The sequence below is a fragment of the Ruegeria sp. ABF4_144 genome (genome assembly GCF_056160045.1).
On record NZ_JBSWWK010000001.1, the window covers coordinates 876,881 to 896,660 of the forward strand.

The 19,780-nt window shown below is 59.2% G+C and carries 20 protein-coding genes; 6 read left to right on the forward strand and 14 right to left on the reverse strand.

Features of this window, described 5'->3' with window-relative positions; genetic code table 11:
• Window positions 1–44 precede the first annotated feature (44 nt).
• The 8 genes from ACXAGD_RS04545 to ACXAGD_RS04580 form a co-directional block, all read right to left on the reverse strand.
• The gene (locus ACXAGD_RS04545; protein WP_475208765.1) at window positions 45–2,246 is read right to left on the reverse strand and encodes a 3-hydroxyacyl-CoA dehydrogenase NAD-binding domain-containing protein; all 2,202 of its coding nucleotides are present in this window, start codon (window positions 2,244–2,246) and stop codon (window positions 45–47) included.
• Window positions 2,239–2,727, reverse strand: coding sequence for a cupin domain-containing protein (locus tag ACXAGD_RS04550; RefSeq protein ID WP_475208767.1), 489 nt, complete (start codon window positions 2,725–2,727; stop codon window positions 2,239–2,241). Before ACXAGD_RS04550 ends, ACXAGD_RS04545 begins: the two co-directional genes overlap by 8 nt.
• Window positions 2,727–3,938: an acetyl-CoA C-acetyltransferase gene (locus tag ACXAGD_RS04555; protein ID WP_475208768.1), complete on the reverse strand. Its 1,212-nt coding sequence runs from the start codon at window positions 3,936–3,938 to the stop codon at window positions 2,727–2,729. Before ACXAGD_RS04555 ends, ACXAGD_RS04550 begins: the two co-directional genes overlap by 1 nt.
• 11 nt (window positions 3,939–3,949) lie before the next feature.
• A complete protein-coding gene (locus tag ACXAGD_RS04560; RefSeq protein ID WP_475208769.1) occupies window positions 3,950–4,588 on the reverse strand; it encodes a glutathione S-transferase family protein in 639 nt (212 codons plus the stop codon).
• A 133-nt stretch (window positions 4,589–4,721) separates the two neighbouring features.
• Window positions 4,722–4,934, reverse strand: coding sequence for a hypothetical protein (locus tag ACXAGD_RS04565; protein ID WP_475208770.1), 213 nt, complete (start codon window positions 4,932–4,934; stop codon window positions 4,722–4,724).
• A gap of 53 nt (window positions 4,935–4,987) precedes the next feature.
• Window positions 4,988–6,769: an acyl-CoA dehydrogenase C-terminal domain-containing protein gene (locus ACXAGD_RS04570; protein ID WP_475208773.1), complete on the reverse strand. Its 1,782-nt coding sequence runs from the start codon at window positions 6,767–6,769 to the stop codon at window positions 4,988–4,990.
• Window positions 6,770–6,815: 46 nt separating this feature from the next.
• Complete coding sequence (locus tag ACXAGD_RS04575) at window positions 6,816–7,217, reverse strand: MerR family transcriptional regulator (protein WP_475208774.1); 402 nt, start codon at window positions 7,215–7,217, stop codon at window positions 6,816–6,818.
• 286 nt (window positions 7,218–7,503) lie between these two features.
• Window positions 7,504–7,872: a MerR family transcriptional regulator gene (locus ACXAGD_RS04580; protein WP_475208775.1), complete on the reverse strand. Its 369-nt coding sequence runs from the start codon at window positions 7,870–7,872 to the stop codon at window positions 7,504–7,506.
• Window positions 7,873–7,985: 113 nt separating this feature from the next.
• Between ACXAGD_RS04580 and ACXAGD_RS04585 the strand changes: the two genes are divergently transcribed.
• The 3 genes from ACXAGD_RS04585 to ACXAGD_RS04595 are packed head-to-tail and all read left to right on the forward strand — an operon-like array spanning window position 7,986 to window position 10,246.
• The gene (locus tag ACXAGD_RS04585) at window positions 7,986–8,405 is read left to right on the forward strand and encodes a PaaI family thioesterase (RefSeq protein ID WP_475208776.1); all 420 of its coding nucleotides are present in this window, start codon (window positions 7,986–7,988) and stop codon (window positions 8,403–8,405) included.
• The gene (locus ACXAGD_RS04590) at window positions 8,405–8,923 is read left to right on the forward strand and encodes a PaaI family thioesterase (protein ID WP_475208777.1); all 519 of its coding nucleotides are present in this window, start codon (window positions 8,405–8,407) and stop codon (window positions 8,921–8,923) included. Before ACXAGD_RS04585 ends, ACXAGD_RS04590 begins: the two co-directional genes overlap by 1 nt.
• A 6-nt stretch (window positions 8,924–8,929) precedes the next feature.
• Entirely contained in the window at window positions 8,930–10,246 is a 1,317-nt protein-coding gene (locus ACXAGD_RS04595) for an MATE family efflux transporter (RefSeq protein WP_475208778.1), read from the forward strand.
• Here ACXAGD_RS04595 and arsC read toward each other — a convergent pair.
• From arsC to ACXAGD_RS04615, 4 genes are read right to left on the reverse strand one after another with little or no spacing between them, the layout of a single operon-like run.
• Window positions 10,243–10,584: an arsenate reductase (glutaredoxin) gene (gene arsC / locus ACXAGD_RS04600; RefSeq protein WP_475212490.1), complete on the reverse strand. Its 342-nt coding sequence runs from the start codon at window positions 10,582–10,584 to the stop codon at window positions 10,243–10,245. The two genes, ACXAGD_RS04595 and arsC, sit on opposite strands and share 4 nt — an antisense overlap.
• Complete coding sequence (locus ACXAGD_RS04605; RefSeq protein WP_475208779.1) at window positions 10,581–11,639, reverse strand: quinone-dependent dihydroorotate dehydrogenase; 1,059 nt, start codon at window positions 11,637–11,639, stop codon at window positions 10,581–10,583. Before ACXAGD_RS04605 ends, arsC begins: the two co-directional genes overlap by 4 nt.
• Entirely contained in the window at window positions 11,636–12,067 is a 432-nt protein-coding gene (locus ACXAGD_RS04610; protein WP_475208780.1) for a DUF1330 domain-containing protein, read from the reverse strand. Before ACXAGD_RS04610 ends, ACXAGD_RS04605 begins: the two co-directional genes overlap by 4 nt.
• Window positions 12,064–12,402 (reverse strand): DUF952 domain-containing protein, encoded by a 339-nt coding sequence (locus ACXAGD_RS04615; RefSeq protein WP_475208781.1) that lies wholly within the window; start codon window positions 12,400–12,402, stop codon window positions 12,064–12,066. The genes ACXAGD_RS04610 and ACXAGD_RS04615 overlap by 4 nt, the downstream gene beginning before the upstream one ends.
• 108 nt (window positions 12,403–12,510) lie before the next feature.
• Between ACXAGD_RS04615 and ACXAGD_RS04620 the strand changes: the two genes are divergently transcribed.
• Window positions 12,511–14,094 (forward strand): bifunctional metallophosphatase/5'-nucleotidase, encoded by a 1,584-nt coding sequence (locus tag ACXAGD_RS04620; RefSeq protein ID WP_475208782.1) that lies wholly within the window; start codon window positions 12,511–12,513, stop codon window positions 14,092–14,094.
• A gap of 64 nt (window positions 14,095–14,158) precedes the next feature.
• Here ACXAGD_RS04620 and ACXAGD_RS04625 read toward each other — a convergent pair whose 3' ends face one another.
• Window positions 14,159–15,811, reverse strand: a complete 1,653-nt coding sequence (locus ACXAGD_RS04625) for a tetratricopeptide repeat-containing sulfotransferase family protein (protein WP_475208783.1) — start codon at window positions 15,809–15,811, stop codon at window positions 14,159–14,161.
• Window positions 15,812–15,865: 54 nt separating this feature from the next.
• Here ACXAGD_RS04625 and ACXAGD_RS04630 point away from each other — a divergent pair, with 54 nt between their 5' ends.
• Window positions 15,866–16,531: an SOS response-associated peptidase gene (locus tag ACXAGD_RS04630; protein WP_475208784.1), complete on the forward strand. Its 666-nt coding sequence runs from the start codon at window positions 15,866–15,868 to the stop codon at window positions 16,529–16,531.
• A 44-nt stretch (window positions 16,532–16,575) separates the two neighbouring features.
• Window positions 16,576–17,628 (forward strand): tRNA 2-selenouridine(34) synthase MnmH, encoded by a 1,053-nt coding sequence (gene mnmH, locus ACXAGD_RS04635; RefSeq protein WP_475208785.1) that lies wholly within the window; start codon window positions 16,576–16,578, stop codon window positions 17,626–17,628.
• Here mnmH and selD read toward each other — a convergent pair.
• Window positions 17,619–19,778, reverse strand: a complete 2,160-nt coding sequence (gene selD / locus ACXAGD_RS04640) for a selenide, water dikinase SelD (RefSeq protein WP_475208786.1) — start codon at window positions 19,776–19,778, stop codon at window positions 17,619–17,621. The two genes, mnmH and selD, sit on opposite strands and share 10 nt — an antisense overlap.
• Between the last annotated feature and the right edge of the window lie 2 nt (window positions 19,779–19,780).

The window sequence follows — 19,780 nt, forward strand, 5'->3', positions numbered from 1 at the left end:
AAATTGACGCTGGCGCATGGGGGGCATGCGCCAGCGTTTTTTGTTTAGGCTGCTTTCGCTTCGGGGGCGAAGCGTCCGTAGAAGCTTTGGCCCTTTTCGGCCATCTCACGCAGCAGCGGCGGGCAGGTGAAGCGCTCGCCATAAGCCTCGGTCAGCTGATCGCACCGCTCGGCAGCGTAAGGCGTGCCGATGATGTCCAGCCAGCTCAGCGGGCCGCCCGACCAAGGCGCGAAGCCCCAACCCAGGATTGCGCCAACGTCACCTTCGCGGATGTCTTCCAGAACGCCTTCTTCCAGCGCACGAACCGCTTCCAGAACCTGAGCAAACATCAGGCGTTCCTGTACTTCGATCAGGTCCGGCTGATTTTCGGCCAGCGGATATTTCTCCTGCAGACCTTTCCAGTATTCGACGCGCTTGCCTTTGTCGTCATAGTCGAAGAAGCCTGCGTTTGCCTTGCGACCCAGACGGCCCTGTTCTTCCATCCAGAAGATCAGATCGTCCGCAGGGCTTTCCGGATAGGCATCGCCCATCGCAGCCTTAGTGGCGCGAGCGATCTTGGCGCCCAGATCAATCGAGGTCTCATCGGTCAGTTGAACCGGACCAACCGGGAAGCCCAGCTGACGCGCGGCGTTGTCGATCAGTACGGGGCTGACGCCCTCGGTGATCATACGCGCACCTTCGTTGATGTACGGAATGATACAGCGGTTGGCGTAGAAGAAGCGCGCATCGTTGACCACGATCGGTGTCTTCCGGATCTGGCGCACATAGTCCAGAGCCTTGGCGACAGCACGATCCCCGGTTTCCTTGCCCTTGATGATCTCGACCAGGAACATCTTCTCAACCGGCGAGAAGAAGTGGATGCCGATGAACTGCTCGGGCCGCACTGACGCTTTCGCCAGATCGCTGATCGGCAGGGTCGAGGTGTTCGAGGCAAAGATGCAATCTTCGGGGATGATCGCCTCGACCTTTTTCGTCATTTCGGCCTTGACACCGGGGTCTTCGAACACGGCCTCGATGATCAGGTCGCAACCTTTCAGATGCTCCAGGTCAGGGGTCGCTGTGATGCGGGCCAGCAAGGCCTCTTTCTTCTCAGGCGTAGCCTTGCCGCGCTTGATGCCCTTGTCCATATAGCTTTCGCTATAGGCCTTGCCCTTGTCAGCAGCTTCCTGATCACGGTCGATCAGAACAACTTCCATCCCGGCCTGAGCCGAGACCAGAGCGATGCCCGCACCCATCATGCCCGCGCCAAGAACACCGACCTTCTGAACGCGTTGATCCGGCACGTCTTTGGGACGGACCGCGCCCTTTTCCAGTGCTTCTTTGTTGAGGAACAGCGAACGGATCATCGCCGACGAGGACGGGTTCATCAGAACGTTGGTGAACCAACGCGCCTCGATCTTCAGGGCGGTGTCGAAGTCGACCAGCGCCCCCTCGTAGATCGAGCTAAGCAGAGCCTTTGCCGCCGGGAAGGCGCCTTGGGTCTTTCCGTTCACCATTGCGTTGGCGCCAACAAAGGTCATGAATCCAGCAGGGTGGTAGGGTGCGCCGCCGGGCATCTTGTAACCCTTTGCGTCCCAAGGCTTGACCAGATCGGCGTCTTTGGCGTTTAGCACCCATTCCTTCGCTGCAGCAACTGGATCATCAGCCACGGCGTCGATCAGTTGTGCGCCCTTGGCTTTCTTCGGATCCATCATTTTGCCTTCCAGCAGGACAGGAGCCGCAGCCATGGCACCAACCATACGGCTGAATCGCATGGTACCGCCGCCGCCGGGGAAGATACCCAGCAGAATCTCAGGCAGGCCGATCTTGGCCTTGGGATTCGAAGTCATGACGCGGTGATGGCAGGCCAGAGCGATCTCGGTCCCGATTCCGGCGCAGGTGCCGTTGATGGCACAAGCGATCGGCTTACCGCCTTTCTTGGTCTTGGGGTCCATGCCCGCCAGTTCCATCTTGCGCAGGATGTGGTGGCCGCCCATTACGAAATCGAACAGGGCTTGCGCCGGTTCATCACCCGATTCCTGACGGATGGTGGCCAGCGTGGTCAGGTCCATGCCACCTGCGAACGAGCCTTCTTTGCCCGAGGTGATAACGATGCCTTTGATCTCATCATCATTCAGGGCCTGATCGATCAGTTGGCTGACCTCCTGAAAGGCCTCGCGGGTCAGCACGTTCATGGATTTGCCCTGGGCGTCCCAGGTAACAAAGGCGACGCCGTCTGCGTCTTTGCTCAGAGTGAAATCAGTCATTGTCATCTCCAATCTGGTCAGCCGTCAGCGGGCTGCCGTCTTTCCGGGTGAAAGAGAATCCGTTCTCATCATCCTTCACCATCATGTCTATGTCGCTGTAATAGCCGGTCTCGGTCGGGGTCCGTGTGCCCACTACCAAAAAGGTCGCGGGCGCATCGGTCTTGTTCACAAGGTGATGGCCGTTGGCCTCACCTGCTGGCCATGCGGCGCAGTCGCCGGGCTGCATCTCATGCTCACCATCGTCGTCGATCAGCACGCAGGTGCCGCTGAGCATGATGGCAAACTCGTCCTGCTCCATATGGTAGTGGCGCAACGACGAGAGGCCCCGCGGCTCCAACCGCACGATGTTGACCCCGTACTGGGTCAGTCCGCCCGCATCACCGACGCGCTGCACGAAACGACCTGCGGTCGCCTCGGCCAGCTTGCCGGGATAGGCCGAGCCGCCCTTGAACGGGATCTGAGAGAGATCCAGCTTGGGCATCAGACCCGCTCGATAATGGTTGCCGCACCCATGCCGGACGCGATGCAAAGCGTGGCCAGACCGGTTTCTTTGTCCTGACGCTCCAACTCATCCAGCAGAGTGCCGATGATCATCGCGCCTGTCGCACCCAGCGGGTGACCCATCGCGATCGAACCGCCGTTTACGTTGACCAGAGCCGGGTCCACATCGAACGCCTGCTGGAACCGCAGCACGACAGAGGCGAAGGCTTCGTTCACTTCGAACAGGTCCAGATCGCTGATCTTCATGCCATTGTCGGCAAGGATCTTCTCGGTCACCGGAACCGGGCCAGTCAGCATGATGGTCGGGTCGGTACCGATCTTGGCGGTCGCCTTGATGCGGGCACGCGGCTTCAGGCCGTATTTCTCGCCAAATTCCTTGTTACCGATCAGAACGGCGGCCGCACCATCCACGATACCCGAGCTGTTGCCCGCGTGGTGGATGTGGTTGATCTTTTCCAGATGCGGGTATTTCAGCATCGCCACCTTGTCGAAGCCGGGCATCTGCTCGCCCATCATCGCAAAGGACGGGTTCAGCGACCCAAGGCTCTGCATATCGGTGCCGGGCCGCATGTATTCGTCGCGGTCTAGGATAGTCAGGCCGTTTTGGTCTTTGATGGTGATGACCGACTTTTCAAACCGGTTGTCTTCCCAAGCCGCAGCCGCGCGTTTCTGAGATTCTACGGCCAGTGCGTCAGCGTCGTCACGGCTGAAGCCATACTCGGTGGCGATGATGTCGGCCGAGATGCCTTGCGGAACGAAGTAGGTGTCCATTGCCAGTGTCGGATCGACGGCAATTGCCGCGCCATCGCTGCCCATAGCCACACGGCCCATCATCTCAACGCCGCCGGCGATATAAGCTTCGCCTGCGCCGCCTTTGACCTGGTTCGCCGCCAGGTTTACGGCTTCCATGCCCGAGGCACAGAAGCGGTTGATCGCCAGACCGGGGATCGACTGGTCGAGGTCCGAGGCCAGAACCGCCGAGCGTGCCAGACAGCCGCCTTGCTCCATCACCTGCGTGACGTTGCCCCAGATCACGTCCTCAACGGCGTGGCCTTCAAGATTGTTCCGCTCTTTCATCGCGTTCAGGGTCAAGGCGGACAGGCGCACCGAGGTTACCTCGTGCAGGCTGCCATCCTTACGGCCCTTGCCGCGCGGTGTGCGCAGGGCATCATAAATGTAAGCTTCGGTCATGGGTCTTCTCCTTAAGCTCGATCCGACGGGTTGCCGGGCATCAGGTCATATGGGTGTTTCCAACCGGGCTGTTCGGACAGGCGAGTCAGCCAGGCGTCGATGTTGGGCCAATCGGCACGGTCAAAGCCGAAGGGTTCAGGGTAATAGAGGTAACCGCAGCAGCTGAGATCGGCGTTGGTCACGCTGTCGCCGACGATCCAGTCGCGGCCCTCAAGGTGGTTGTTCAGCACGTCGTAGGCCGCTTTCAGGCGGCCTTGGTTGAAGGCAATCACATCCGCATTTCGGTGCTCTTTGGGCAGGAAGTTCATCAGGAACCGGGTCATTCCCGCCATCGAGCTGAGCTTGTGATTGTCCCACAGCACCCAGCGAAATATTTCGTAATTCTCATCGCGATCCTTGCCGCCGAATTTACCCGATTTCTCGGTGACGTAAGCCTGAATGGCACCGGATTGAGAGGTTTGAAAATCACCATCGATCAAAAAAGGCGCTTCGCCCATCACGTTGACTTCTGAACGGAATTCAGGGCTGCGGGTGACGCCTTTGAAAAAATCGACAAAGACCGGTTCCCATTCAAGGCCAGACATCTCCAGCGCCAGCGCGGCTTTGTACGAGTTCCCGCTCTCTCCGAAACAGTGAAGTTTGATGGTCATGCGATCGCCCCTCCCGTGGCGCATGGTGCCGTGCTGCAATCAGCGTATTTCGAGAAAGCCGAACCCTGTGGCGTCGATGCGGGGTTCGTCTTGCTGAAAATACGCACACCCGAAACAGGTGTGAATAAAACCGTCAGCGCTTGCGCGCCTCTAGCTCGGTATTGAATTCTCGTAGGCGGCGCGTCAGTTTCTCCTCATCTGTGACGCTGTTGAAATTTTCGAACAGGAAAGAGAGCGCCTCACCTTCATCCAGCCCCGCCTCACGAGCAAAAGCCCTGAGCTTGCGATAGCCGTCCTCAGTCATGGCGACTGGAAAGCGGCGGGTCAGGCGAAAGCGTTTTGGCATTCTCTTTCCTCCGAAAACCGGTTCCGGGGCAGGGCCCCGGAACCGGGTTGAGATCAGAAGTTCGCGGCCTCCAGTGCCATGACCGTATCCGCACCGGTCTGGATGCGGGACAGGTGCAGCGCGGTGGCCGGCAGGCGGCGGGCCATGTAGAAACGGCCGGTGTTGATCTTGGTTTCGTAGAACTCTTTGTCCGAGGCACCACCGTCCAGCGCGTCCTGAGCGGCCTTGGCCATCTGCGCCCACATCAGGCCAAGGCAAACGTGGCCGAACATGTGCATGAAGTCATACGAGCCGGACAGCGCGTTGTTCGGGTTCTTCATGCCTTCCTGCATGAAATACATGCCAGCGGCCTGCAGATCCTTTGATGCGGCTTTCAGCGGTTCGATGAAGGCCTTGTCAAAGGCTTCGTCCTTGCCGCCGTTTTCCTTGCAGAAGGTTTTGACCATGTCGAAGAACGCCATGACGTGCTTGCCACCATCCTGCGCCAGCTTGCGGCCAACAAGGTCCAACGCCTGAACGCCGTTTGCGCCTTCGTAGATCATCGCGATACGGGCGTCGCGGGTGTATTGCGACATTCCCCACTCTTCGATGTAGCCGTGACCGCCATAGACCTGCTGCGCTTGAACCGTCATGTCGTAGCCCTGATCTGTCAGGAAGCCTTTGATGACCGGGGTCAGCAGCGAGATCAGCCCGTCCGCATCCTTGTCACTTGAGCGGTGCGCCTTGTCGATCATGGTCGCGCCCCACAGGATGAACGCGCGCGCGCCTTCGGTGAAGCTTTTCTGGTCCATCAGGTTGCGACGGATATCCGGGTGCACGATCAGCGGATCGGCGGGGCCGTCCGGGTTCTTCACGCCGGTCACATCGCGGCCCTGTAGGCGGTCCTTGGCATATTCCAAGGCGTTCTGGAACGCGGCTTCTGCCTGCGACAGGCCCTGCATCCCTACACCCAGACGCGCTTCGTTCATCATGGTGAACATGGCGCGCATGCCTTTGTGCTCTTCGCCCAGCAGCCAACCGGTGGCTTCGTCATAGTTCATCACGCAGGTCGAGTTGCCGTGGATGCCCATTTTCTCTTCGATCTTGCCGACCGAGACACCGTTGCGCTCACCCGGGGTGCCGTCCTCGTTGACGATGAACTTGGGCACGATGAACAGGGACACACCCTTGATGCCCTCGGGGCCGCCGGGGATCTTAGCCAGCACCAGATGAATGATGTTGTCGGCCATGTCATGATCGCCGGACGAGATAAAGATTTTCTGACCGGAAATCTTGTAGCTGCCGTCGCCTTGCGGTTCCGCCTTGGTGCGCATCAGACCCAGATCGGTACCGCAATGCGGTTCCGTCAGGTTCATGGTACCGGTCCACTCGCAGCTGACCATGTTGGGCAGATAAGTGTTCTTCTGCTCTTCGGTGCCGTGTGCCAGGATAGCCGAGGCCGCACCATGGGTCAGGCCCTGATACATCACAAACGCCTGGTTCGCGGCCGAGAACATCTCACCCACGGCGGTGCCAATCACGTAAGGCATGTTCTGGCCGCCATACTCTTCCGGCATGTCGAGGCCAGTCCAACCACCTTCTTTAACCTGCTCGAAGGCGTCCTTGAAACCGGTTGGGGTGTAGACAATGCCGTTTTCCAACCGGCATCCCTCGGTGTCGCCGACCACGTTCAAAGGATGCAGAACGTTGGTAGCGACCTTGCCGGCTTCTTCCAGAACAGCGCCGGTAAATTCGGCCTCCAGTTCGCTATAGCCTGGAATATCGGATTCCGAGACTTTCAGCACATCGTGCAGAATAAACTGAGTGTCTTTGGTAGGCGCGTTGTAGACGGGCATTTGAAGCTCCCTTAAATTCAGATGTCCGGGGATTGAGCCGCTGGGGTTATCCGGCGGCCTTTTTCTCATTGGTTATCGAGGCGATGACTTTCTCGCCCCAGCGCAACTGCTCTTTCAGATCGTCAATGGCTTGCGTCAGCTCTTCGCGGCGGGCTTCCATGTCGGCCAAACGTTCCCGTGCGATTTCAATCGTACGGATCATCTGGGTCTTCTGTTGGTCACCCACATGGTACAGATCTAGCAGTTGCCGGATCTCTTCCAAGCTAAAGCCGAAACGCTTGCCGCGCAGGATCAGTTTCAGGCGCGCCCGGTCCCGTTTGGTGAACAGGCGTTTCTGGCCCTCGCGGATCGGAAACAAAAGTTCCTTTGCCTCGTAAAAACGCAAGGTGCGCGGCGTGACCTCGTAGGTCTCGCACATTTCACGGATGGTCATCAGGTCTTCGGTCATGGTTTCAGCACTCTCGTCACTGGCGTCTATTTAAGTCAGGTGCGCAGTCGATGCGCACGTTACAACACGTAGGTGACGTTCACGTAATGCAAACGCTACGTCACATTGAAAGTTGACGTTACGCCCAGTCGCGTCAAGATGTGCATTGACCGCGTTTTCAGAGATGACGTAACGGAATTTCGGTCGAGTGGGGGCACCGCCTACACCGCCTACACGGTGCAAAAACACAAGCAGTCGGCCCAAGGCTTTACGCCCGGGCTTAAGGACTACTAAAATGAAGACGTGTTTAACGTAGGGACTTCGCGGTCTGGTCGCGAAGGCGCTGGAGCTCGTCCATCGCCTCATCCAGCTGCTGCCGCTGCTTTTGAAGTTCCGGCATCTGCCGGTCTGCCAGTTTAATGAACTCAGCCATCTGCGCCTTGTCGCCCTGATCTTCGTAGATCAGCAGCCACTGGCGAATCTCTTCCAACGAGAATCCAAACAGCCGTCCGCGCATGATCAGCTTCATCCTGGCGCATTCACGAGGGCCGTAATACCGGCTACGGCCTTCGCGCTCTGGCTGCAAAAGCTCAATATACTCGTAGTAACGCAAGGTGCGCTTCGTTACGTCGAACTCTTCGCACATCTCGTTTAATGACAAACGGTTGTCGGTCATTTTCGATCTCCCTGGCCGCAAACTAGGCCGTCGTGGCGGCAAGCGCAACAGGCGGTCTTGCTCTTTTGCAGGGCACAGGCTCATAAAGAAAGAAATCAAAGGGGCACCACGACATGGTCGATAAAGTAGAAATTGCGCGCCGGTTCATCGAGGCGATCCCGCACGCCAAGGCGCTAGGGCTCAAGCTGACCACAATCAGCGATGGTGAGGCCGCTATATCGATGCCATACAACGCTGAGCTGATCGGCGACCCAAGAACCGGTGTCATCCATGGCGGCGCTGTGTTTGCCGCGCTGGATACCTGCTGCGGTGCGGCCGTGATGTGCCACCCTTCGGCCCCCGGCGGAACCGCGACCATTGATCTAAGGATCGACTATATGCGTGCCGCGACACCCGGACAGAGCATTACCGCGCATGCCACCTGCTATCACATCACCCGCAATGTCGCCTTTGTCCGGGCTACGGCGATGGATGAAAACCAGGACCTGCCGGTCGCAACCGCCGCCGGTTCCTTTACGGTGGAGGGTCTGTGATGGCGCGTCCTCGTCCCGAACCGATGCAGGTTGTCAAACAACGCCGTGATGCGGCCCTGAACGCAATCGTCGCAGGGGTGCCGTATATCCGGTTCCTGAACATCACTTTCGACCGGCGTGGCGATGAACTGACCGGAGTACTTAATTTCGAAGACAAGCTGATCGGAAACCCTTTGCTGCCAGCCTTGCATGGCGGTGTCACGGCGGCATTCCTTGAAGTCACCGCCGTCATCACTCTAAGTTGGGAATACTTCTTTCCCATGATCGAAAGCGGTGAGGTTGAGGCGGAAGAGCTGTTCAAAGCGGACTCGGTGCGTTTTCCCAAAACCGTTGATTTTACCGTGGATTATCTGCGTTCGGGCCTGCCACGCGACGCCTATGCCCGCGCCTTCGTCAGCCGGTCTGGCCGTCGCTATGCATCGGTCCGGGTTGAGGCATGGCAGGACAATCACGCGCGTCCGATTGCGCAGGCCACCGGGCATTTCCTGATGCCGCAGTCCAAACCCAAAGCGGAATAACTAACGGTGCAAACCGCCTCGGGACCTCTCACCCATAAACGGGTGCTGAAGATCGCGGTTCCGATCGTGCTGTCCAATGCGACGGTGCCAATTCTTGGGGCCGTAGATACCGGAGTGGTCGGACAGATGGGGCAGGCGGCCCCCATCGGTGCCGTGGGCATGGGCGCTGTTATTCTGGCGACGATCTATTGGATCTTCGGGTTTCTGCGCATGGGCACCACTGGGCTTGCTGCACAGGCGCGCGGGGCAGGGGACACCGCCGAGACCGGTGCTCTGCTGATGCGCGGGCTGCTGCTGGGTGGCGCGGCGGGGCTGTTCTTTATTCTGACGCAGATCTGGGTGTTCTGGGGCGCGTTCGCCCTGTCACCCGCCAGCCCCGAGGTCGAAGCGCTGACGCGGGACTATCTGCAAATCCGCATTTGGGGCGCTCCGGCGACGATTGCCCTTTATGCCGTGACAGGCTGGCTGATTGCGGTCGAGCGGACGCGCGGGGTGTTCATCCTGCAAGTCTGGATGAATGGGCTGAATATCCTGCTGGACCTGTGGTTCGTGCTTGGGCTTGGCTGGGGCGTCGAAGGTGTCGCCATCGCCACCTTGATCGCCGAATGGACCGGGCTGGCGCTGGGCCTGTGGCTGTGCCGTGATGCGTTTAGCGGAAATCAATGGCGCGACTGGCCGCGCATTTTCGATGCGGCCCGGCTGCGGCGAATGATGCAGGTGAACACGGATATCATGATCCGTTCGATCCTGTTGACCGGGGCGTTCACCACCTTTCTGTTCGTAGGTTCTGATCTGGGCGACGTGAACCTTGCGGCCAATCAGGTGCTGCTCCAATTCCTTGAGATCACCGCCTTCGCATTGGATGGCTTTGCCTTCTCGGCCGAGGCATTGGTCGGCAGCGCCGTGGGCGCGCGGGACCGCCATCAGGTTCGTCGCGCGTCGATCATGGCCTCGCAATGGGGCGTGGGCGGAGCCTTTGCGCTGGGCGCTGTTTTCTATCTGGCTGGGCCGGCCCTGATCGATCTGATGACCACTTCGCCCGAGGTGCGGCTTGCCGCGCGGGACTTCTTGATTTGGGCTGCACTCGCCCCGGTGATCGGTGTGGCGAGCTGGATGTTCGACGGCATCTATATTGGGGCCACATGGACGCGCGCCATGCGCAACGCGATGATCCAGTCGGTTGCGATCTATGTCGTCGCGCTGTTCATTCTGGTGCCGACGCTGGGAAATCACGGGCTATGGGCCGCGCTGATGGTTCTAAATATCGCGCGCGGCATCACGCTGGGCTGGCGATACCCCCGGCTTGAGGCGCAGGTGGCTTAAAGCAGCGCTAGCAAGTTCTCGGGTGGGCGGCCGATGGCGGCCTTGTCGCCCGCAATGGCCAGAGGGCGCTCGATCAGGATCGGGTTTTCGGACATGGCGGCGATCAGGTCGTCTACAGGGGTGTCCTTGGTCAGGCCTAGCTCTTTGAACCGCTTCTCTCCAGTCCGCATCATGTCGATAGCGTCGATGCCCAACAGGCCCAGCAACGCGCGGATTTCATCCGCCGAGGGCGCATCCTCAAGGTATTTACGAATCTCGAGTTGCGCGCCGTTCTCCTCCAGCAACGCCAGCCCGGCGCGAGATTTCGAACAGCGCGGGTTGTGCCAATATGCGATCACAGCCAATCCTCTCGTTTGCTTCCAACGGCTTGCGAGACAGAGTTAAACCCGTCCTGCGCCAGCAACTCATCCAAGCCTTGCGCGATCTCAGCCGTCAGAGAAATCCCGCCATAAACCAGCGCCGTATAAAACTGCACGGCAGATGCACCGGCGCAGATCTTGGCATAGGCCTGTTCCGCGTTGCTGATGCCGCCCACACCGATCAAAGGGATGTTCCCTTCGGTCAGGTGGCTGAGGCGTGCCAGAACTCGCGTCGATTTCTCGAACAGCGGAGCGCCAGACAAACCGCCCATTTCGCCCTTGTGGGCACTACGCAACCCGTCGCGCGACAAGGTGGTGTTGGTGGCGATCACCGCATCCACGCCGGTTTCCGAGGCAACCTCGGCGATGTCCTGCAATTCGGCCTCGGTCAGGTCGGGGGCGATCTTCAGGAAAATCGGGATTGGGCGTGGCAGCGTGTTACGCGTCTCAATGACACCGCCCAGCAGCGCGCCAAGCGCCGCCTTGCCCTGCAAATCCCTCAGCTTTTCGGTGTTGGGCGACGAGACATTGACCGTGGCGAAATCCAGGTGCGCGGCGCAATGGGCCAGCACTTTGGCAAAATCGCCGGGGCGGTCGTCACTGTCCTTGTTCGCCCCCAGATTCAGGCCGATCACCGCGTCTTTGGGGCGGTTGGCCAGACGGCGAGCCATGACCTCCATGCCCTCGTTGTTAAAGCCAAAGCGGTTGATGGCGGCTTTGTCTTCGGACAGACGGAACAGGCGGGGTTTGGGGTTGCCGGGTTGAGGGCGCGGGGTGACGGCACCCACTTCGATGAAGCCGAACCCGGTGCGGGACAGAGGGGTCAGAACCTCTCCGTTCTTGTCGAACCCTGCGGCCAGACCCACCGGGTTGGGTAGGTCCAGACCGGCGACCTGGGTTTTCAACCGGGCCGAGGTCACGGGCCCCGGCATATGGGTCAACCCTGCCTTCAGCGCTTTGATCGACATGCCATGGGCGGCTTCGGGATCCATCTTGTGCAGGACGGCAAGCCCCAGTTTCTCGGTCAGTTTCATCCGAAAGCCTCTCCGCTTTGGGTGGGTGCACAGCGGATCAGGCGCGAAGTTTCTACCGCCGCCTGCCGGTGTATGACGGCCTTCTGGTAATCCGGGTCGGTCACCATCTCAAGGAATGCGTGGGCAGTTGGATAGCGTGCGATGAACACCTCATCCCAAGCCTCATCCTGCGGGCCGATCAGAGTGGCCTGATAGGCGCCGCGCCACAGGATCGACGCGCCCAGACGCGCGATGATCGGGGCGGTTTCAACGCCATAGTTGCGATAGGCCTGCGCGCCGGTCATCCCGGCCTGTGCCAGTTCGTGCCCAGCTGGATAGGCGGCCTTGGCACGGAACTTCACCAGATTCAGCATCTCAATCGGGTGATCACGGTCCAGCGCTTTGAATGCCTCGAACTGGGCGCGGTCGGGGTCGATGAACGTGGTCATACCATCTCGACCGGGAACTGGTGCGCCTGTCCATCAAAGGGCAGGGGGCGCGACCACACGACATCGGTCATGCGGATCTGGCGGTAGAGATGCGGAAACAGGGCATCACCGCGCGACACTTCCCATTTCAGATCATCACCCATCGCACCCGCATCGCAGGCCAGCAGCGTCAGCCCCTCGATCCCGGCAAAATGCTTGGCTGCGGTCTCGGCGGCCTGTTCGGCAGTCGAGAAATGGACAAACCCGTCGGATATATCAATCGGCGCCCCGTCCGAGGCCCCCTGATCCTGCAACGTGGCCCATTCGTCGGCCCTAAAAATCTTGTAAATCAGCATAAGGCCGTGATGCCCCGCGTGACGGGCAGAATCAAGCCGGATTTCCCCCTTTGACTCTTCCTGCCGCTGAGCGCACCATCGGGCCAAACAAATACAGGGAGTATCAATATGTTCACCCGTTTTCTGACGTCAGTGGCCGTTCTGGGCCTGACAGCAGGCATGGCAGCAGCTGAGTATAAGCTGACGATTCTGCATACAAACGACCTTCACAGCCGTATCGAGTCGATCAACAAATACGACTCGACCTGTGATGCTGAGGATGAAGCTGAAGGCAAGTGCTTTGGCGGTGTTGCTCGGCTGAAAACCATAGTGGATAGCAAGCGGGACGAGCTGGCGGATCAGAACGTGTTGTTGCTGGATGCCGGTGACCCGTTCCAGGGCTCGCTGTTCTACACGACCTACAAGGGTGCGGCCGAGGCCGAATTCATGGAGGCCATCGGCTATGATGCGATGGCGGTCGGTAACCATGAATTCGACGACGGCCCCGAGGGTCTGGCGGCGTTTATCGACGCGGTGAGCTTTCCGGTCATTTCAGGTAACCTCGATCTGTCGTCTTCGGCCGAGTTAAACGGCAAAGTGGAAAACCATCTTGTGCTTGAGGTTGGTGGCCAGAAGATCGGTATTGTTTCGGCGCTGGCCACGGACACCGTCGATACCTCCAGCCCCGGTAAGGACGTGGTGTTTCAGGATGAAATCGAAAGCCTGACCGCGGATGTCGAAGCTCTGCAGGCCGAAGGTGTCGATATCATCATCGCGTTGAACCATGTCGGTCTGGCCAAGGACATCGAGATTGCCGAAAAAGTGCCGGGCCTTGATCTGGTGATCGGCGGGCATTCCCACACGCTGTTGTCGAATACACAGGAAGGCGCGGCGGGGTCGTACCCGTTGATGGTCGGCGATGTGCCGGTGGTACAGGCCTATGCCTATTCCAAGTATCTGGGCGAGGTGGTGTTGACCTTCGACGACGATGGCAACCTGATTTCGGCGGAAGGTGAGCCCATTCTGCTGGACGCTTCGGTTGAGCCCAACGCGGATATCGCCGCGCGTGTGGCTGAAATGGGCGCTCCGATCGAAGAGATGAAAAAGCGCGTCGTTGCCAACTCTGCTGACGCTATCCAAGGCGATCGTGCGGTCTGCCGTGTGCAGGAATGCGAGATGGGCAATCTGGTCGCCGACGCCATGCTGGCGCGGGTCGCCGATCAGGGCGCGCAGATCGCGATTGCCAATTCGGGCGGATTGCGTGCTTCGATCGATCCCGGTGAGGTGACCATGGGCGAGGTGCTGACGGTGCTGCCTTTCCAGAATACGCTTTCAACCTTTGAGATCACCGGTCAAACCGTCATCGACGCGCTGGAAAACGGTGTCAGTCAGGTCGAGGAAGTCAAGGGTCGCTTTCCGCAGGTTGCCGGTCTGACCTTCACCTGGGACCCGTCTGTTGCCCCGAATGAAGGGCGCATCACCGAGGTCATGGTTGCCGATGGTGATGGCTTTGTTCCGATTGATCCGGCGGCGACTTATCTGGTGGTCACCAACAACTATGTTCGCAACGGCGGGGATGGGTATTCCATGTTTGAAGGCGACGACAAGAATGCCTACGACTACGGGCCTGATCTGGCGGATGTAACAGCCGAATACCTGGCCGAAAACGCGCCGTACCAGCCTTATCTGGACGGGCGCATCAAGCAAAAATAAGCGAGCGCTGGATAACAAAAAAAGGCCGCATCTACTGATGCGGCCTTTGTCTTTTCAGTAGGATTTAGCCAAGGTCGTATTCGGGCCAAAGCGCAGGGTCCAAACCGTCCAACATCGGGCTCAAGTGCTCGGACACGCTCTGCCAGCCCCCAACCGATTTGGTTGAGATCTTGTTGCGGACCTGATCGAGACTGGCCGTTCTGACCTGCTGTGTGTTCTCCTCGGGGCGCATCATGGTTTCGTTCCATTCGATATCGCAGAACGCAGCGACCTGTTGGCTATAGGTTTTCGGATCGGCCACAAGTTTCTCGTAAGGAACCGTCAACATACGATCGCCAAATACGGCATCCCAATGGGCGATGTAGCGGCGGTACAAATTCGCTGAATGCGCAATGGACGAGAGGTTCGAGGCATAGCGCATCCCACCCGCCGGGAACCGCCGGATCCATTTGGACAGTCCGACGTCACGAGGATCACGCAACATGTTGATGATCTTGGCGTTGGGGAACGCGGACAGCAGGAAGCCAACATTCTGATAGTTGTGTGGCAACTTGTCGACAAATGCGAAGGACCCTTCGGGAACCGGCGGCATCATTTTGCGGAATTTCTGAGCAAATTCAGCAGCTTTAGCAGCGTTAAAACCTTTGCCACTCAATTCGAGTTCATGCGACAGTTCAGGAGCCAATGTCAGTTCACCACACCCGGCAATATCGGGGGCTGAGCTCAACATCATTTCCATCAAAGTGGTGCCCGATCGTGGTTGACCCAAAACGAAGATCGGAACCGGGCTTTCGCTTACCCCGGCAGTTGGTATTTCGGCACCGATCGGGAACAGGCCGGTGATCCGGTTCAGCTTTTCCTCTTCCTCGGCGGCATCATAAGGGTTGCTGTCGTGTTGCACCCTGTTGGCATGTGCATATTGCGGCATGGCCGCGCTCAAACCGTCTGTTCTCGAGATCAGGTTAGCCTTGGCGAACTCCAGTTCGTGGTAGTCCTCATCCTTGTTAGCGATTGCGGATTCAACCGCCTCCATCAGTTTTGGCGCTTCATCCCTAGAGGCCATCGTAGACATCTGCAGCAGGGCATGAATATTTTCCGGGTCTTTCTCCAGAAGCTTCTTCAGGACTTCCTGTGATCCGCTTTTGTCGCCACTCTGATGCAGGTTCACAGACTTGTAGAAAGCGATGTTTATGTTTTCCGGATCAAGTTCAAATGCGCGAGAAATATCGCGCGAGTGATCTTCGACAAACCCGATCATGGAATAGGCGCGGGCCCGCTTGGCAAGAAGCTCCACATCGTCGGGTTCGCTTTGCAGCTTCTTGCTCGCATGTTCAACAACCATGCGCCAGTTGCTGCCTTTCAAGTGGATCTCGTCCAGGACACGGTTCAGCTCTTTGTTATTGGGGAACTGTTCCAGTTTTTGTTCGGTGTATTCCAGTGCCTTTGGAATCTGCCCGGTTTGCATCAACGCATTCGCCAGATTTTCCGCAAACTGCGGATCGTCCGGTTTCATCCGGGAGGCTTCGACGAAATGGGGAATGGACTTCCTGTATTGCTTCAATTCGGTCAGGACAAAGCCCGAGATCGCGTGGAAATCTGAATCTTTGGGGAATTTCTTGACGCCAAGCTGCGCTTTTTTCAGCGCTTGTTGCAGCTTGCCCGCTTCCAGAGCCGCCACCGCTTTGCTCTTCAGAGCACTCGCTGTTTGATTTTGCATGAGACCCCGTGACACTCTGTGCCTGATAAAACGACTATTGATGGTTCATTACCCATGTGCGGACGGTTTGCAATAACCCTTCCCAACGACGCAATGGCGCAGCTGTTTTCCGCACGACCCGCGAACACGCTGCCGGCGGTGCCGAATTTCAACGTCTGCCCGACCAATCAGGTGCATGTGATCCGCGCCGGAGAAAACGGGCGCAGGCTGGACCCGCTGCGCTGGGGGTTTCTGCCGCATTGGTACAAGACCGAAACCGCCGGTCCTCTGCTGATCAATGCGCGGGCCGAGACGTTGGCTGAAAAACCTGCTTTCCGGTCAGCCTGCCGCGAGCGGCGCTGTTTGATCGCGGCGACCGGGTTTTACGAATGGACCAAGACCGAACAGGGCACGCGACTGCCGTGGTACATCCACCGCAAGGATGGGGCGCCGATCGCTTTTGCCGGGGTCTGGCAGGACTGGGGGACTAACGAAGCCCGGCAAGGCACCTGTGCCATCGTGACAACGGCCGCCAACACCCATCTGAGTGCCATCCATCACCGGATGCCGCTGATCCTTGAGCCCGAGGACTGGCCGCTTTGGCTGGGTGAGGTCGGGAAGGGAGCTGCGCGTTTGATGCGTCCCGGTGCCGAGGACGTTCTGGACTTTTACCGTGTTGACCCGGCGGTGAATTCGAACCGCGCCAGCGGGCCCGACCTGATCGAACCGTTTCCGGTCTGATGCTGTGCCTTTTCAACGCAGTCGTTGCAGGATAGACCCCTGATATGGCTTTGAACTTCACCGACCTGCCCAGCCTCTATGCGCATGACTGCGATACGGTGATCGACGTACGTAGCCCGGCAGAGTTTGCCGAGGATCATTTTCCTGGTGCCATCAACTTGCCGGTTCTGAACAACGAAGAGCGCGCGCAGGTCGGCACGATCTATGTGCAGGAAAGCCCCTTTCTAGCCCGCAAACTGGGCGCGGCGTTGGTGTTCCGCAACGCCGCCAACCACATCGAAAACAGCCTGTCGCATCACGAAGGCGGCTGGAAACCTTTGGTCTATTGCTGGCGGGGCGGTCAGCGGTCAGGGTCGTTCACCTGGATGCTGCAACAGATCGGCTGGCGGGCCGAGGTGGTCGAAGGCGGGTATCGCACTTATCGCCGTCTGGTGAACCGCTTTTTGTACGAGGATTCCTTACCCCATCGTTTGATCGCGTTGGACGGCTATACGGGCACAGCCAAGACCGACCTTTTGCTGCATCTGAAGACACGCGGCGTTCAGGTGCTGGACCTTGAAGGGCTGGCCAATCATCGCGGGTCGCTACTGGGCGAGATGCCTGGTGGACAACCCAGCCAGAAGGCGTTCGAGTCCGCTCTGGCCGCAGCGCTGTGCGGGCTTGATCCGGCGCGTCCTGTGGTGGTTGAGGCCGAGTCCTCAAAGATCGGATCACTGATCCTGCCGCCAAGCGTTTGGACTGCTTTGCGCAACGCGCAGCGCATTCTGGTTCAGGCCTCCGTCGCGGCCCGCACGGCCTATCTGGCCCGCGCTTATGACGACATCTTGTCGGACGCGGAGCGTTTGCGCGATCGGCTATCCCCGCTGCGGTTCCATCGTGGGCACGAGGTCGTAGAAGGTTGGCTTGCCTTGATCGATGCCGGCGACAAGCAGGCGCTGACTCGCGCTCTGATGGAGCAGCATTATGACCCGTCCTATGCTAAATCCAGCCGCGCCCGCAGGGCCGAGATTGTCGCGCAGGTGGATGCGGCCTCACTTGATGACGCGGGCCTGAAGGATGCGGCTGAGCGTATCGAACGGGTTCTGGATCAGCTTTGAAGGCGCAGGCCTGGTGTGTCGGACATGTGTCCAATGATGACCGCCGGAAAGCCCGCGTGCCTTAGCTTTTCGCACAGCGCATGCGCCTGATCGGGTGCGACGGCGGCCAACAGCCCTCCAGCTGTTTGTGGGTCGAAAAGCAGGTTAGCCTTGTCTCCAAGCGGTAAACCCGGCGCGACGGAGCGGTTGTCCTCGAATACTGTTGATCGGATACCCTGTGCGCTTAGTTCCAGCGCACCAGTCATAAACGGGATTGCGTCCAGGTCCAGTTCCGCGCCGCAGTCTGATGCCTCGCACATGCCCAACAGATGCCCGGCCAGGCCAAAACCCGTTACGTCAGTCATCGCATGGGCGTCTGCCAAAATGCGAGAGGCGTCGCCTTGCGGATGAACCATCTGCCGGAATGCGTCAACAACCCATTCGCCCCGGGCTTTGCCAGCCATTTCAGCGGCCATCAACACGCCGCTGCCCAGCGGTTTGGTAAGGATCAGCTTATCGCCCGGGCGCGCACCTGACAGGGTAATCGGGTCATTCTCACATAGGCCAGTCAGGGTGAACCCGATGGTCATCTCATCGCCCATTGAACTGTGACCGCCGACGATTTCGGCCCCGGCGTTGCGTACGACCTCGGTTGCGATGGTCATGATCTCGGCCATGGTTCGATGCTGCAATTCGGGGGACATGCGGGGCAATATGATCGTTGCGGTTGCCGCTTGCGGGCTGGCGCCCATGGCCCAGATATCGCCCAGCGCGTGGACGGCGGCGATGCGGGTCATCAGCGCCGGGTCATTGGTGAACCCGCGCAGATGGTCCGAGGTCATGACCTGCCGCACCCCACCAGTCATCAGCAGAGCCGCGTCATCGCCGGGCAGGGGGGTGATATCGGGACGCTCTGGCACAGGCAGGTTGTGCAGCGCAGCCTGCAGCGCCCCGCGCCCAACCTTTGCGCCGCAACCACCGCACATGGGCTTGTCGCCCAAAGCCTCTTGCAGTCCCGAAGCATGAAGCCTCGGCGGGGACGGGGGCGCCATTTCAGGCAGATCGCGGAACCTGTTCATGAAGGTCTGGTCGATTTGGTTCTTCCAGCGCCACATCAATGGTCCGCTGAACGAGGTGCCCAGCCGTTCGGCCAGTGCGGACTTTCCTCCCAGAGATATCAGTTTCAGGTAGTCCTTCTGCGGCGTGTACCGCCGCATCCGTCCGGCCCCTAAAACGGCACGCAGGTTGTCGTACAAGACCGGAGCCTCTCGCACCGCATAGACCCCCGCCTTGGGGCGTGGGTTGTCTGACAGGTGAGCGCAATCCCCGGCGGCAAAGACTGCTGGATCGCTGGATTGCAGAAACCCGTTCACGCGGATGTAGCCGTCTTGCAGATCAAGACCCGTTTGAGCGATCCAGTCGTACGGGCGGGCACCGGCGGCGCCGGTTACGAAGGCGGCAGGAATTTCGCGACCATCGCCCAGAACAATGTGATCAGCCTTGATGCGGGAGATGTCGGTGTTTTCGATCAGATCAACGCCCAGTTCGGCCATTGCCTTCCGAATGGTTGCGGCTGCCTTCGGTCCTGTCGCGGTCAGGGCTTGGGAATTGTCGATCAGTGTCACCTGTGCTGCGCGGTCTTTGGCACGCAAAGCGTGGGCCATTGCCATCACCAGCTCAACACCTGCCACGCCGCCGCCGATTACCGCAACCGATGCAGGACCAGAGCCTTGCAGGTACATGGCCCACCGTTCCGCGAAGGGACCCAAAGGTTTGGCAGGGATCGCATGGTCGGCAAAACCGGGCAGTGCGGGCATGTCAGAGGTGATCCCCACATTGACCGACGCCACATCGAAGGCCACCGGAAGGCGACCGGGCACTCGGACCAGACGCTGATCAATATCGATCCCTTCAACTGGACCGAGAATAACGCGTGCACCGGCGAACCGCGCCAGACGCACCAGATCGATATCCAACTCCTCGCGCAGATAATGCCCCGCGACATAGCCGGGAAGCATTCCCGAATAGGGCGCAGTGGGACCGGGATTGATAACCGTTACGCGGGCACCAGGCAACGGGTTCATCCCCCATTTTCGCAGCACCAGCGCATGGGTATGTCCTCCGCCAATCAGAACCAGATCACGGGTCAGGGGCAACGGAGGGTGATGCATGG